General features: G+C 46.7%; 16 protein-coding genes and 2 riboswitches. Of the genes, 11 read left to right on the plus strand and 5 right to left on the minus strand.

From position 1 onward, the window contains the following. The 3 genes from ABEV15_RS07960 to ABEV15_RS07970 form a co-directional block, all read left to right on the plus strand. On the plus strand, nt 1-753 hold a 753-nt coding region (locus ABEV15_RS07960), incomplete at its 5' end, for an ATP-binding protein (protein WP_498852893.1). A 2-nt stretch (nt 754-755) separates the two neighbouring features. Beyond that, nucleotides 756-1,490 (plus strand): ZIP family metal transporter, encoded by a 735-nt coding sequence (locus ABEV15_RS07965; RefSeq protein ID WP_498852894.1) that lies wholly within the window; start codon nt 756-758, stop codon nt 1,488-1,490. An 11-nt stretch (nt 1,491-1,501) separates the two neighbouring features. Then, on the plus strand, nt 1,502-2,353 hold the full coding sequence (locus tag ABEV15_RS07970) for a DMT family transporter (RefSeq protein ID WP_429632107.1): 852 nt from the start codon (nt 1,502-1,504) through the stop codon (nt 2,351-2,353). A gap of 8 nt (nt 2,354-2,361) precedes the next feature. Here the strand turns inward: ABEV15_RS07970 and ABEV15_RS07975 are convergent, their stop codons facing one another. The 5 genes from ABEV15_RS07975 to ABEV15_RS07995 all read right to left on the minus strand — a co-directional run bounded on the left by ABEV15_RS07975 (nt 2,362) and on the right by ABEV15_RS07995 (nt 6,826). Beyond that, nucleotides 2,362-2,898 carry a 1,2-dihydroxy-3-keto-5-methylthiopentene dioxygenase gene (locus ABEV15_RS07975; RefSeq protein ID WP_429635423.1) on the minus strand — a complete coding sequence of 179 codons (537 nt, stop codon included), beginning with the start codon at nt 2,896-2,898 and terminating at the stop codon, nt 2,362-2,364. A gap of 13 nt (nt 2,899-2,911) precedes the next feature. Then, nucleotides 2,912-3,520, minus strand: coding sequence for a methylthioribulose 1-phosphate dehydratase (locus ABEV15_RS07980; protein WP_429632111.1), 609 nt, complete (start codon nt 3,518-3,520; stop codon nt 2,912-2,914). Then, a complete protein-coding gene (locus tag ABEV15_RS07985) occupies nt 3,517-4,188 on the minus strand; it encodes a 2-hydroxy-3-keto-5-methylthiopentenyl-1-phosphate phosphatase (protein WP_498852895.1) in 672 nt (223 codons plus the stop codon). Before ABEV15_RS07985 ends, ABEV15_RS07980 begins: the two co-directional genes overlap by 4 nt. Continuing rightward, on the minus strand, nt 4,170-5,393 hold the full coding sequence (mtnW, locus tag ABEV15_RS07990) for a 2,3-diketo-5-methylthiopentyl-1-phosphate enolase (RefSeq protein ID WP_498852896.1): 1,224 nt from the start codon (nt 5,391-5,393) through the stop codon (nt 4,170-4,172). The genes ABEV15_RS07985 and mtnW overlap by 19 nt, the downstream gene beginning before the upstream one ends. 60 nt (nt 5,394-5,453) lie before the next feature. Then, nucleotides 5,454-5,563: riboswitch (SAM riboswitch) on the minus strand. A gap of 90 nt (nt 5,564-5,653) precedes the next feature. Next, nucleotides 5,654-6,826 (minus strand): pyridoxal phosphate-dependent aminotransferase, encoded by a 1,173-nt coding sequence (locus tag ABEV15_RS07995; RefSeq protein ID WP_429632117.1) that lies wholly within the window; start codon nt 6,824-6,826, stop codon nt 5,654-5,656. 102 nt (nt 6,827-6,928) lie between these two features. On the opposite strand from ABEV15_RS07995, the gene ABEV15_RS08000 reads away from it, so the two are divergent. The 8 genes from ABEV15_RS08000 to ABEV15_RS08035 form a co-directional block, all read left to right on the plus strand. Then, the gene (locus ABEV15_RS08000) at nt 6,929-7,723 is read left to right on the plus strand and encodes a carbon-nitrogen family hydrolase (protein WP_498852897.1); all 795 of its coding nucleotides are present in this window, start codon (nt 6,929-6,931) and stop codon (nt 7,721-7,723) included. 87 nt (nt 7,724-7,810) lie between these two features. Continuing rightward, nucleotides 7,811-7,911: riboswitch (SAM riboswitch) on the plus strand. A gap of 69 nt (nt 7,912-7,980) precedes the next feature. Continuing rightward, the gene (gene mtnK / locus ABEV15_RS08005) at nt 7,981-9,150 is read left to right on the plus strand and encodes an S-methyl-5-thioribose kinase (RefSeq protein ID WP_429632121.1); all 1,170 of its coding nucleotides are present in this window, start codon (nt 7,981-7,983) and stop codon (nt 9,148-9,150) included. 7 nt (nt 9,151-9,157) lie between these two features. Further along, nucleotides 9,158-10,195 (plus strand): S-methyl-5-thioribose-1-phosphate isomerase, encoded by a 1,038-nt coding sequence (gene mtnA, locus ABEV15_RS08010; RefSeq protein ID WP_498852898.1) that lies wholly within the window; start codon nt 9,158-9,160, stop codon nt 10,193-10,195. Continuing rightward, entirely contained in the window at nt 10,192-11,310 is a 1,119-nt protein-coding gene (locus ABEV15_RS08015; protein WP_498852899.1) for a sugar ABC transporter substrate-binding protein, read from the plus strand. The genes mtnA and ABEV15_RS08015 overlap by 4 nt, the downstream gene beginning before the upstream one ends. Further along, nucleotides 11,307-12,800 (plus strand): sugar ABC transporter ATP-binding protein, encoded by a 1,494-nt coding sequence (locus ABEV15_RS08020; protein WP_498852900.1) that lies wholly within the window; start codon nt 11,307-11,309, stop codon nt 12,798-12,800. Before ABEV15_RS08015 ends, ABEV15_RS08020 begins: the two co-directional genes overlap by 4 nt. Then, complete coding sequence (locus ABEV15_RS08025) at nt 12,797-13,756, plus strand: ABC transporter permease (RefSeq protein WP_498852901.1); 960 nt, start codon at nt 12,797-12,799, stop codon at nt 13,754-13,756. Before ABEV15_RS08020 ends, ABEV15_RS08025 begins: the two co-directional genes overlap by 4 nt. An 85-nt stretch (nt 13,757-13,841) precedes the next feature. Beyond that, nucleotides 13,842-14,138 carry a transposase gene (locus ABEV15_RS08030; protein WP_498852902.1) on the plus strand — a complete coding sequence of 99 codons (297 nt, stop codon included), beginning with the start codon at nt 13,842-13,844 and terminating at the stop codon, nt 14,136-14,138. 8 nt (nt 14,139-14,146) lie between these two features. Beyond that, nucleotides 14,147-14,684 (plus strand): IS3 family transposase (locus ABEV15_RS08035; protein WP_498852903.1); only part of this gene is annotated, 538 nt, incomplete at its 3' end.

Below are 14,684 nucleotides of genomic sequence, written 5' to 3' on the forward strand. Positions count from 1 at the left end.
CAAGGTGCGAAATATGAGATACATATTATTTGGTTATTCATTCAATATTGGCTATTAAAGCGGCAAACGATGATGGAACGCATGGAGACGGAAGCGCAAAAGCTCGAGCTGATCGGCACCCTCGCCGCCAGCACCGCGCACGAAATTCGCAACCCGCTCGCTGGCATTAAAGGGTTTATTCAACTGTTAAGTGAAAAACATAAAGATAACGAATCACAGCTTTATTTTTCCGTCATTCAAAACGAAATTACACGGATTAATGATATCGTGAACGAATTTTTAATTCTCGGCAAGCCGACAGCGCGAAAGCTTGAGACATGCGACCTCAACCGCATTGTTCAAAGCATTCATCCGATGATTGAGTCGCAAGCGCATTTACATAACGTCGTCTATACGTTTCAACGTGCCGATGTGCCGCTGCCGATTCGTTGTTCAAAAGATCATTTAAAACAAGTCGTCTTAAATTTAGCAAAAAATGCGATCGAAGCGATGTCAAACGGCGGACAATTGACGATTTCGTTGACGAAACAAAACGATTGGGCGGTGTTGCACGTTGTAGATACAGGATGCGGCATTCCAAAACAAGTGAGCGACAAATTATTTCAGCCGTTTATGACATCGAAACAAACAGGAACAGGGCTTGGGCTTGTCGTATGTAAACGAATCGTTGACATGCATGAAGGAACGATCGACATTTATAGTATAGAAAATAAAGGAACGACGATTACCGTTCGTCTTCCGTTAGGAGGTTGATTATGGTTGACATGCTGATCGGAAGCACATTATCTGCGCTAGCGACAGGAGCTGGCGCTGTTCCGATTTTATTTTTGTCGCGCTCATTAACGCACAAATGGCGCGATATGTTGCTTGCTTTTACAGCTGGCATTATGATGGCCGCGTCGATGCTTGGGCTAATTCCTGAGGCGCTCTCTTCTGGAACGTTTTTTTCGCTTATGGTTGGGTTATGCGTCGGAGTCTTAACGTTAACGTTGCTTGAGGACATTGTGCCGCATATCGACTTGTCGCATACAAAAAGCGGCATAAAAATCGACCAAAAAGCGTTGCTTGTGCTTACGGCGATTACGCTTCATAACATTCCAGAAGGTTTATCTGTTGGCGTCAGCTACGCCTCTGGTGAACAAAACCATATCGGCGATTTAATTGCGCTAGCGATCGGCTTTCAAAATGCACCTGAAGGATTGCTTGTTGCGCTTTTTCTATTTAATCAACATATATCAAGAGGAAAAGCGTTTTTGATGGCAACAGGAACGGGGTTCGTTGAACTTGTCGCCTCTGTCATCGGCTTTTATTTAACCACGGTCGTTCAGTCGCTCGTTCCGTACGGATTAGCGTTTGCCGCTGGCGCGATGCTATTTATTATTTATAAAGAGTTAATCCCGGAAAGCCATGGCGATGGAAATGAAAAATCGTCAACGTATGCCTTTATTACCGGTCTATTAGTCATGGTGTTTTTAATTGAAACATTTTAAGGATGATGAACATGTCGAAATATTATATGCTTCTTTTATTGACAAGCGCCTTATGGGGAGGCAACTTTGTCGCAAGCAAGCTGCTTGTTGCGCACGCCTCCCCGCTTTCGTTAACGTTTATTCGTTGGACGATCGCGGTCCTTTTTTTATTTCCGATCGTGTTGAGAAAAGAACGATCCGTTCGTTTACAAAAACAAGGTATGATACCGCTTATAGCGATGGGAGTTTCGGGCGTCGTCTTATTTAACGTCCTCATGTTTCAAGCGCTTGAACATACATCAGCCGACCATGTCGGGTTAATTTCAACGTTAAATCCGATAGCGATTGCGCTTGTAGCATACGTTGCCTACCGCGATAAGCTCACGATCCGTCAATGTCTGGCGATGGTCGTCTCACTCATTGGCGTGCTGATCGTGATGACGCACGGGCAACTTCATCGTCTATCGGATATAAACGTCGGGGATATGTGGATGCTTGCAGCCGTCATCATTTGGGGCGTCTATTCCGCTTGCGCAAAAGCGGTCATGAAATGGTATTCTCCGCTTGCGGCGACGTTTTGGTCCGGCGTCTTTGGCGTCATCGGGTTGTTGCCGTTTCTTTCTTCTTTTTCTGTCCATGACGCCAACATCTCGTTTGTATTGGCCATTTTATATACGAGCGTCGGAGCGACGGTGCTTGCGATGTTTCTTTGGAACGTCGGCGTAAAACAAGTCGGTGCCACAACAGCAGGAATGTTTTTAAATTTCAACCCGCTTTTTACCGCATTGTTCGCATACATATTACTTGGGGAAACGTTAACGGCGACACAATGGATCGGTTCATTCATTACGATTGCAGGCGTCATCTTGTTCACAAAAAAATAGAAGGGGCGTTATTCCCCTTCTTTTTCTTCATATGGATGCGCCACCCAACCAGACGGATCAATAAACAAGCGGACGGCAACGACTTGGCGGTCGTCCATTAACGTAAAGAAATGCGGGTTTCCTTCTGGGACAGAAATGACATCGCCCGCTTCAAGTTCAACGTCAAAATAACCTGTTTGTTCATCACCTTTAATAACGAAAATGCCATGACCAGCAACAATCGCCCGCACTTCGTCTTCCGTATGCGTATGCACTTGTTCAAATTTTTTCAATAACTCTTCTAAATTTGGCGTTTGTTCGCACAAGGCAACAACGTCCCATGCTTGATAGCCTCTTCGCTTCGCTAAATCTTCAATTTCTGTTTGAAACGTTGCTAAAATGTCCGCTTTTTCTTCGTCTGTTAATACGAATTTATTTTGCAAATGCGCTGGAAGTTTCCTTGCATCCCAATGCTCATATAGCACTCCTTGCTTATTTAAAAACGCTGCGACGTTTTCCTTTCCTTCAATCACTTCACCTGTGTTGCGCACTTTAATGACTGCCATACCATACTCCCCCTTATCGTTTTAAAAGTAGTAATTTTACATAGTACTGACATAAAAACTCGCAAGCTTCTAAAAACTTTTTCGCTTCAAACGCATCTTTTCCCCATACGGTAATGCCGTGGTTGCGAATAAGCACCGCCCCTCGATCTTCATGGACATGGTCGGCGAACGCTTTTGCTAACGTCGGAATATGGGCGAAATTCGGAATAATCGGAATGCGAAACGCCGCATCTTCTTCCCATAATCCGAACGCTTTAATGATTTCTTGATTGGTAAAAACGACTTCCCCTTCCTCGCCGTACCATTCCGAAATGATGTTGTTGTCGACAGTATGGACGTGAAGCACACACCCGGCGCTCGTTTTGTTGTAAATTTCGACATGTAATAACGTTTCTGCGGACGGTTTCAAGTGCGTCGCCTCCACTGGCTGTCCGTTCGCCCCAACAAGTAAAAAATCTTCCGCCGTCTCTTTTCGTTTATCTTTTCCGCTTGCGGTGACAAGAAACGTAAGTGGCTCATCGCTCACCTTTAGCGACAAGTTGCCGCTTGTCGCCATGAACCAGTCGCGCGCCGCCAGCTCTCGTTTCACTTCGGCAAGCTCTGCCCATTTTTGTTGTTTCACGCGATCACCTCGCTTTCTTTTAACGCGTCAATGACATCATAAAACGTCGTAAACGGCGTATGCGGCAAGTTTAGCTCACGGCATTTTTCAAGCAAAAAGTCGCGCGCAATGACGTGATCGGCTAGTTTGGCCGCTGCTAAATCAGTAATCGAGTCGCCGATGACGATCGTTTTTGCCCCTTTTGGCGCGAGTTTACGAAGAAGCGACGGCTTGCAACATCCGCAGCCGTTTTGACAATGTTCATCGCACGCATACGGCCACGTAATGTGGATCGTTTCCCCGCTAAAATCGGCGCTATTACAAAAAATGCGCTCTTTTTCAATCAGTCCGTCCAGGAGCGGATAAACGAAAAAGTCGATGCCGCCGCTCACAATATAAAGCGGGATTTGCCGTTCGTTCGTAAACGCAACAAAGTCGGAAAATCCGTCGCGAATGCGCGCGGTATGAAGCAAAAATTGCACGATGTCTTCTTTCAGCGTCGTCGGCAACAGCGAAAACATGCGCCCGACCCCTTGTTGTATGGAACATGTTTGCGCTAATATATCATCTTTGATCGCTTCCCACTCCGGCGGAGCAAACTGTTTCATTAAGGCAATAATGTTGTCGTTTAACGTAATCGTTCCGTCAAAGTCGCAAAAAATGATTGGTTTCACGATGCGCTCCCCCATAAGTCAAGCGCTTGTTGCAACGCTTCGTTTTCTTTTGCTGCGTCATGAAGCGAACGCCCAGCAAGCACCGCTTCTATTGCGGCACGAAACGCTTGCCCACCGCCAACCGCTCCGCTCGGATGCCCGTGCACCCCACCGCCTGCGTTAATGATGGAGTCAATGCCAAAATCGCGCACAAGAAGCGGCACAAGCCCTGGATGAATGCCGGCAGATGGGACAGGAAACGCGCGCAAAAACGGTTCTTCTTTCGTTAATTCATGAGCGATCGCAAGCGTCTGTTCTTTTTCAAGGGCGACGCTTCCGTACGGTGATGGGAAGAGCGAAAAGTCCGCCCCTGCCATGCGCAATAGTTTGCCAAGAAGCAAAGCGTAGCTTACGCCATATACGTGTGATGAGGCGATCGCTCCGCTAAACGACGGATGCGCCATAATCGGCAAACGAATGTCATCATCTTCACGAAGCGCTTGCAACACATCAAGCCCATATGTAAACACGTTAAACAATAATACGTCCGCGCCAAGATCTGCTGCCCGCTTCGCTTTTTCTTTTAACTCAAACGTTTTTCCGGTTAAGTTCACCGCATATAACGTTCGGTGCCCTGTTTGTTCGTACACGTCTTGAAGCGCTCGTTTTCCTGCCATGATGCGCTTGTCAAACGGCGTCAAGTCGTTGTCAAATAAAATTTCATCGTCTTTGACGAGGTCGACACCGCCAAGCGCTTGCCATTTTAATTGTTCGGTGACGTATCGTAAATCGCGCCCAATGACCGCTTTAAAAATGCTCATGACAAGCGGACGGTCAAAGACGCCAAGTTTTTCACGAATGCCGTCAATGCCAAAGCGCGGGCCGGGAAAAGCGCGCTTCAGTTCGTCCGAAAACGTTAAGTCAACAAGTTTAATCGTTCCGTCCAACGACAATTTGCCAAACGTCGTTGTCAAAATGGCTGGAAAATCAGCGCTAAAATTGACGCTCGGATACGAAATGCGCACGAGCGCACGTTTTAGTCGCTTTCCAAAAAACGCATTGACACGCTCGTCTTCCTCTAGCTCTTCGATCGACTGAACGATCCCTTTATGTTTTTTTAACTGTTCTTGTTCAAGCTGCGGCAAATCAGTCCACGATCCGACAGTCAGTCCAAGCGCGATACCTTCTGCTTTTTTCGCTAGATCTTTGTCGTCATGAATCAAATATGTTGCGGTAATCATATGTCCACCCCTTTACAAATAAAAAACCTCTTCATAAGAAGAGGCTTCATCGTTCGTCTCTTCTTATCTCTCAGCGCACTGCTGCGAGAATTAGCACCGTGCTTAAACAGCTGTTTAAGTCGGTTGCCGGGCTTCATCGGGCTCGTCCCTCCGCCTACTCTTGATAAGAATTTGCAATATATTTAATTTTTTGAACAGTTCGTTTTTCATAAATTTAATTCGAATTATGACAGCACATGTGGCGTTTGTCAATCATTTTTTTAAAAAAGTTGCAGTTGCCCGATGCGCCAAGCCGCTTCTTTTAGCCTTTCTTCGCTCGTCAGTAGCCCTGTGCGCACATAGCCTTCCCCATGTTCACCAAAACCGATCCCTGGAGCGACCGCAACGTGCGCTTTTTTGAGCAACAGCTCGGCAAACGTCTCAGACGTATAGCCGTTTGGCACCGGAAGCCAGGCGAAAAACGATCCTGATGGCGCTTGGACGTCCCAGCCAATGTCACGTAAAGCATGAATAAACGTATTTCGTCTTGCTTCATATGTGGCGACAAGCTCAGCGACGCATTGTTGCGACTCGAGCAGCGCGACTGCTGCCGCTTCTTGAATGGCGCCGAAAATACTGACGTACAAATGGTCTTGGAGCACGTTAATCGCCTTAATCATGCTTTCGTTGCCGACCGCAAAGCCGATGCGCCACCCTGCCATATTGTACGTTTTCGAAAACGTATAAATTTCAATACCGACGTCTTTTGCCCCTTCGACTTGTAAAAAGCTTATCGGCTTTTTCCCATCAAAGCCAATCGCCCCATACGCAAAATCGTGCACGACAGCGATGTGATGTTTTTCCGCAAACGAAACGGTTTCTTGAAAAAACGATTCCGTTGCTGTCGCGCCTGTCGGATTGTTCGGATAGTTTAAAAACATGAGCTTTGCCTCTCGAACGATGTCTTTGTTCAGCTCATCGTAGTTTGGCAAAAAGTTGTTTTCCGCTCGCAGCGGCATCATTTCCATGCGCGCCCGCGCAAGCACCACCCCTGACCAATAGTCAGGGTATCCGGGATCGGGAACGAGCACCACGTCGCCCGGGTTTAATAAACAAAGCGGCATTTCGACAAGCCCAGCTTTTCCGCCAAATAAAATGGCAACTTCTTTTTCTGGGTCAATCGTCACCCCGTATTCGCGTTGATAAAACGTGGCGACCGCCTCTTTTACAAACGAATAGCCGCGAAACGGCGAATATTTATGATACATAGGATTTGCCACCGCCTGTTGCATCGCGCGCACAATATGCGCCGGCGTCGGTTGGTCGGGATTTCCTTGCCCAAGATTAATGACATCGTGCCCTTCAGCGATGACCGCCTGTACTTTTTGCACGAGCGAAGCAAAAAATTGCTTCGGCAGTTGCTGTAACACGTTCGATTGTGGAAATGTTTTCATTTTTTTCACACCTACTTCACAAAAAGGTTGAAATTCTAGTCAGTTATCATATATCGTAAAAATCAAAATGTAAAGGAAATTTTTTTTATTGAGGTGAATGACATGAACATCGCTTGCATACAAATGGATATTGCGTTCGGAGCACCCGAAAAAAATAAACAAACCGCCTTGCGCTACATCGAACAAATCGCTCGTGACGTTGACGTCATCGTTTTGCCTGAACTATGGACGACGGGCTATGATTTAACGAGGCTTACTCATATTGCCGATGAAAACGGGGAAGAAACAAAAGCGTTTCTCGCATCCGTTGCGCGCACGTACGATGTGCATATCGTCGGCGGATCGGTCGCGAAAAAAACGAACGAACGAATGACAAATACGATGTATGTCGTCCATCGCAACGGCAACATCGTTGGCGAATATAGTAAACTTCATTTGTTCCAATTGATGGACGAACATATGTATTTGCAAGCTGGAGAAACGATGGGGCTATTTTCGCTCGATGAAACGACGTGTGCCGGCGTCATTTGTTACGACATTCGTTTTCCAGAGTGGATTCGCGCGCATGCGCTACATGGCGCAGAAGTATTGTTTGTCGTCGCCGAATGGCCACTTTCTCGCCTTCATCATTGGCGCACGCTATTAACGGCGCGGGCAATTGAAAATCAATGTTACGTCGTCGCTTGCAACCGCGCGGGAAAAGACCCGAACAACGAGTTTGCTGGACATTCGCTGATCATTGATCCGTGGGGAAACATTCTTGCCGAAGGAGACGAACAAGAAACGGTCATTGTGGCGAATATCGACATAAACGAAGTGCAAGACGTGCGCGCGCGCATCCCGATTTTTGCCGATCGTCGCCCAGATGTGTATAAAATTTTTGAAAAAAGGGATTGACAAACAAGCATAAAGCGATGTATGATTCGAATCAAGCGAATTCACGAAACTTTTTCACTGTTCAAAACATTTAAATAATGATAAACACTCTTATCAAGAGCAGGTGGAGGGACGAGCCCGATGAAGCCCGGCAACCGGCGGATGACGCACGGTGCTAATTCTTGCAGCAGTAGGCTGAGAGATAAGAGGTGCGAAGCAAACTTCAAACCTCTTTCGTTCAGCGAAAGAGGTTTTTTATTTTGGGAGGAGGCATGTGTATGTACGAACCATTGACAGAACAAAAAGCGATTGCCCTCGCTGTTCGTTTAGGGCTATTTGGAGAAGATGCGCTTCTTTCAAGTCAAGAAATTGGCGACGGGAACTTAAATCTCGTGTTTCGCATCGTCAACGAACGAACAAACGACAGCATCATCATTAAACAAGCGTTGCCGTATGCAAAAGTCGTTGGCGAAAGCTGGCCGCTTACATTAAAACGGGCAACGATCGAAAGCCAAGCGTTGCGCACGTTCGCTAGCTACGTTCCTCACTATGTTCCGAAAGTGTACTATTCCGATGAGACTTTAGCTATTACAGTGATGGAAGATTTGTCGCATTTACAAATTGCACGCCGCGGGCTGATCGAAGGAAAAACGTTCCCGCGTTTATCGGAACATATCGGCGAATTTGTCGCCAAAACAGCGTTTTACACGTCGGATTTCGGCATGAATCAACAACAAAAAAAGAAGCTTGCGCAGCAATTTACAAACCCTGAACTATGTAAAATTACGGAAGATCTCGTCTTTACCGACCCGTTTTTTGACCATGACACGAACAACTTTGAGGCAGAGCTTCGTACAGACGTCGAACAACTTTGGCAAGATGATGTGCTTCGGCGCGAAACAGCGAAATTAAAACGGCTCTTTTTAACGAAAGCGGATGTGTTGCTTCATGGTGATTTACATACCGGAAGCATTTTTGCAAGCGACGATGAAACGAAAGTGATCGATCCGGAGTTTGCCTTTTACGGTCCGATCGGCTTTGATTTAGGGCAATTTTTTGCCAATTTACTATTAAACGCCCTCTCTCGCTATGAGAGCGAACGCGCACCGCTCTTTGCTCATATTGAAAAAACGTGGGACGTCTTTGCCCGCACGTTTGCTGAGCTTTGGCGCGAAAGCAACGAACCGTATGCGCGCGTTTCTTTCGTGCTCGATGACATCGTAAACGACGCGCTCGCTGAGGCGATCGGCTTTGCAGGCTGTGAAGTCATTCGCCGCACGATCGGTTTAGCGCATGTGGCGGACCTCGATGAATTGCCGCTTGAACGCCGGCTTGACGCCAAACGTCATGCACTCCGTCTCGGACGTGAACTCATCGTGCAGCGAAACAAATTAACGACCAAAGATTTCAAACGTCTTGTACAACAAACGGTGCATGTCAACAGCTAGGAGGAAAATGATGAAATCGGTACAATGGCACGATACACATATAACGATTTTAAACCAACAAGCGTTGCCTCATAAGACTGAATATTTAGAGTTAAAAAATATAAAAGACGTATGGGACGCCATCGTCACGTTAAAAGTGCGCGGGGCGCCAGCGATCGGCATGACGGCCGCATTCGGGTTAGCGCTGGCGGCGAAATCGTATGAAACGAACGACTTGGCACAATTTCACGCCAACTTAAAGCGCGACCGCGACTATTTAGCAAGCTCGCGCCCGACCGCCGTCAATTTATTTTGGGCGCTTGACCGGCTTATGAAAAGCGTCGCAAACGCCACATCCGTCAACGAGGCGAAAACGACGCTTATTCATGAAGCGATTTGCATGCAAGTGGAAGATGAAGACGTCTGCCGCCGCATCGGCGAACACGCCCTCTCGCTTTTCAAAGACGGCGACCGCATCATGACGATTTGCAACGCGGGGGCGATTGCGACAGCCCGTTACGGTACAGCGCTTGCCCCGTTTCATTTAGCGAAAGAAAAAGGCATTTCGCTTCATGCGTACGCTTGCGAAACACGACCGGTGTTACAAGGGGCAAGACTCACGACATGGGAGCTTTCACAAGCTGGTGTCGATGTGACGCTCATTACGGATAACATGGCGGCACAAACGATGAAAGCAAAGCACATTTCCGCTGTCATCGTCGGGGCGGACCGCATCGCTGCCAACGGTGATACAGCGAACAAAATCGGCACGTTCGGCTTAGCTATTTTGGCGAACGCGTTCAACATTCCATTTTATGTCGCCGCTCCGCTATCGACGATCGACTTACAAACGAAAACAGGCGACGACATTCCGATTGAAGAACGAGCGAAAGAAGAAGTCACACATATCGGCGACGTGCGCATCGCACCGGATGTGAACGTCTACAATCCGGCATTTGATGTCACACCGCATGAACTCATTACCGGCATTATTACTGAAAAAGGTATCGTGTCCGGCGATTATGAAACGAAGCTACCGACATTATTTGAGGAGGTTTTTGCATGAGAAACATATGGGCAATGATCGTGCTTTTATTCGCGCTATTAGTCGGGTGCACGAATGAACAAGACGCCGTCTCAAAACCGACAGAGCAGCCGAAAGAAGAAACGAAACAAACGAACGAAACAACTGAAACCGCAGCCGACATTCCACCCGCACTAAACAAACCAATAAAAATTGCGGCAATTATGCAAATGTCGATCGGTACGTTTTCATCGCAATACATCGCAGGCGTGAAAGAACAAGTCGCGAAATTTGGCGGTGACGTGCAAATTTATAACGCTGATAACGATTTAACGAAAATGGCATCGTACGTCGAAACGGCGATCAACCAAAACGTCGATGCGATTTTATTAGACCACGGGCGCGCGGATGCGCTAAAAGCACCGGTTGAAAAAGCGCTCGCCAAAGGCATTCACGTCGTCGCGTTCGATAACGACTTAAACATTCCAGGTGTAACCGTCATTGACCAAGACGATTACAGCCTAGCATGGAAAACGTTAAAAACGTTAGCGGAAGATTTAAACGGTGAAGGAGAAATCGTCACCATTTGGGTCGGTGGCTTTACGCCGATGGAACGCCGCCACGTCATTTACGAAGCATTTCAAAAACGGTATCCGAATATTAAAGAAGTAGCGAAATTCGGCACCGCAAGCGCCAATACTGCTTTAGATACACAAACGCAAATGGAAGCGATTTTGAAAAAATATCCGAACAAAGGCGACATCGACGCAGTGTTTGCGACATGGGATGAGTTCGCCAAAGGAGCGACGCGCGCCATTCAACAAGCGGGCCGAACAGAAATTAAAGTGTACGGCATCGACTTAAGCGATGAAGATTTACAAATCATTCAACAACCAAATAGCCCATGGGTCGCAACAACGGCAACTGATCCAGCCGAAGTCGGCCGCGTTCAAGTGCGCTTTGCGTATCAAAAAATTGCCGGGGAAAAAACACCAAACATTTATTCACTTGAGCCGCATTTAGTGAAACGCTCCGACTTGCCAAATACGTCGATTACGATGAACGAGTTGCACAACTACATTCCGGGCTGGGGACAGTCGAATGTTGCTGTTTCTCCATGGATGAAAACGCTCGAGGAAAAGGTGAAAAAACAATGAGCGGTTTACGCATGAAACAAATCGTCCATGCGTTTGGCGATGTGGTCGTATTAAACGGCGTGAACTTTCATGTCCAACCGGGCGAAGTTCACGCCCTTTTAGGTATGAACGGAGCAGGGAAAAGCACGTTAATGAACATTTTAGCTGGCGTCTTGCAGCCGACGGGCGGAACGATTGAAATAGACGGAAAGACGCATACATTTTCTTCCCCGAAAGATGCGAAACAGGCAGGCATCGGACATGTCGTGCAAGAAGTCGATGCGGCATTATTCCCTGCTTTGTCCGTGTATGAAAATATTCTCGCTGAACAAATTGTCACGCAAAAACATATGTTCGTTTCAAAAACGAAAAAGCGCGAAGATGTTTTACAGCTGCTTGAGCGCGTCGGCTTAGCGCATTTGTCGCCTGATGCGGCGGTGCAAACGTGCACGCTTCATGAAAAACAGCTCATTTTACTTGCGCGCGTTCTTTCTTCTTCCGCTCGCTACATTATTTTAGATGAGCCAACCGCCTCGTTAAGCGAAGAAGAAACGAAACGACTATTCGCGATGATCGAACAGCTAAAAGCGCAAGGGGTGTCTTTTATTTACATTTCGCATAAATTGCACGAAGTGAAACGCATATGCGATCGCGTGACGATTTTACGAGACGGTACCGTCGTTTACGAAGGCGATGTGTCGCTCACGACAGAAGACATCGTGCGCCATATGGTCGGACGGCAAACGGAGGTGCGCAATGAGCGTGTGCGCAACATAAGCAAAGAAACGATTTTTGAAGTAAAACAATTGTACATTCCAAAAACGAACACGACGGTCGATCTTGCTGTTCGGCGTGGTGAAATTGTCGGCATCGCCGGCCTCGTTGGCGCTGGAAAAACAGAACTCGCCGAAAGTATGATCGCTCACGTAAAAACGACAGGCGAACGCATATTGAATGGAAAAAAGCAAACGTGGAACTCGCCAAAAGACGCGATTGAAGCGGGCGTTTGTTTCATTCCTGAAGAACGGCGAAAACAAGGGCTTTTTATGAACGAAACAGTTGAAAAAAATATCACGGTGCGTTTATTGTCAAATATCACCCCATGGCAATGGATCGACAAACGACGGGAGCGCTCGATCGCCACAAGCATGATTTCATCGTTACATATTCGTCCGTCCTCGCCGACGGCGCTTGTGAAAAACTTAAGCGGCGGCAATCAACAAAAAGTCGTCATCGGGAAATGGCTACAAACGAATGGCGATGTCTTTATTTTTGATGAGCCGACAAAAGGCATTGACGTACACGCGAAAGAAGAAGTATTTGCCATCATTCGCTCGCTTGCTGAAAAAGGAAAAGCAATCATTTACTTAACGAGCGAGTGTCAAGAACTGCTTCATATCGCCGATACAATTTACATCATGGTCGACGGACGCTTCGTCAAAAAAATGGACGCACACGAGGCGACATATGAACAGCTCGTCTATGACATGACAGGGGGTGGAATAGGATGAAATTTTTATATAAATACGGAACGATACTCGCCATCATCATTGTCATCGCTTTTTTTAGCTTCTCGCTCGATTCGTTTTTCACGTACGCCAATTTTAGCGACATTTTGCGCTCTATTTCGATTGTGACGCTCGTTGCGATCGGCATTACGTTTTCGTTAATTGTCGATGGATTCGATTTATCGGTCGGCTCAACGGTCAGTTTAGCGACGATCGCAAGCGCCTCCGCGCTCGTTTTACATCGTCAAGAACTTTTCGTAGCCCTTGCCGTTCCGCTTCTTCTCGGAGCGCTCGTTGGGCTGCTCAATGCGTTTCTCATTATTCGCCTTCGCTTGCCCGATTTATTAGCGACGTTAGCGGTCATGTATATCGTCAACGGCGCGCAGCTCACATATACGAAAGGATTTTCGATTTATAACGATATGCCGCTTCCAGAAGGCGGCGTGGCGCCGGGTAAATTTATTCCATCGTTTTTATTTATCGGACAAGGGGAACTGTTTGGCGTCCCGTTTTCCGTATTGCTTATGCTTTTGCTTGTCATCGTCGCTCATCTTTTTTTAACATATACAAAAACAGGGCGTTTATTTTATATGACGGGGGAAAATCGCGAAGCGGCCCGTCTCACCGGCATTCCTGTTGACCGCTACCGCACGTATGCGTATATCATCAGCGGCGTGTTTGCTGCTCTAGGCGGCATTGTGCTTGCTTCACGCATCGGCACAGGACAAGTGTCCGCGGGCGCATCACTATTAATGGACGGCGTCGCTGCTGCCTTTATCGGTTTTTCTGTTTTTGGAGCTGGCAAACCAAACGTCATCGGCACGTTGCTCGGTTCGATTTTCATTGGCGTATTGTTAAATGGGCTGACGATGATGAACGTCCCGTACTACGCCCAAGATATGATAAAAGGAGCACTGTTAATTTTTGCACTTGCGTTGTCCCATATCGTGAAAAAATGAGCCCACCTTATGCTGATATGATCCCCTTATAGTAGACAGAAAAAAGAAAGACAATTAATCTGTCTACTATGGAGGGGATTTTTCTATGGGGAAAATACGAAAAACATATGATGTAAAGTTTAAAAAGAAAGCAGTGGATTTATATTTGAAAGAGGGCATGGGCTACAAAACAGTGGCTAAAGAATTAGGGATTGATCATTCCATGGTACGTCGATGGGTCAAATATTATGAACAGGAAGGAATACAAGGTCTAGAGGAAAAACGAGGGAAGGCAAAAGGACCAAGCAAAGGAAGACCGAGAACTCGTCCAGAAGATCCTGAAACGGAAATCAAGCGTCTTGAGGCGGAAGTAGAGATGCTAAAAAAGCTTTTAAAGATGTGAAAGGGGGAATGGAAGCCGTACCAGCTCACAAGAAGTTCGTGATCATTCAAGAAATGGCAGGGGTTTATGGTTCGATTCAACAATTATGTGAGATTGCAGGAGTGTCTCGAAGTGGGTATTACAAGTGGGTAAAACGACAGGAACGCCCTTCTCGGAAGCACTTGGAAGACGAGCAGCTAAAGGAAAAAATCAAAGAGTGCCATGAAGAAGTGAAAGGAATCTACGGGTATCGGAGAGTCAAAGTTTGGCTGAAACGGAAATACAAACTGGATATCAACCATAAACGAGTACAAAGGCTGATGAGGGAGATGGGAATCCGGGCGGTGATTCGGAAGAAACGGCCTTATTACGGAAAGAAAGAGCCTTATGTGATTTCGGACAATCATCTAAACCGAGATTTCCACGCGTCAAAGCCAAACGAGAAATGGGTGACAGATATTACATATTTGATTTTTAATGGGCAAAAGCTCTATTTGTCCGCCATTAAAGACCTATACAATAATGAAATTGTGGCCTACCATATTAGTGTCAAGGCCGATTATTTTT

The sequence above is a fragment of the Bhargavaea massiliensis genome (assembly GCF_050480245.1).
Taxonomy (GTDB): domain Bacteria; phylum Bacillota; class Bacilli; order Bacillales; family Anoxybacillaceae; genus Anoxybacillus.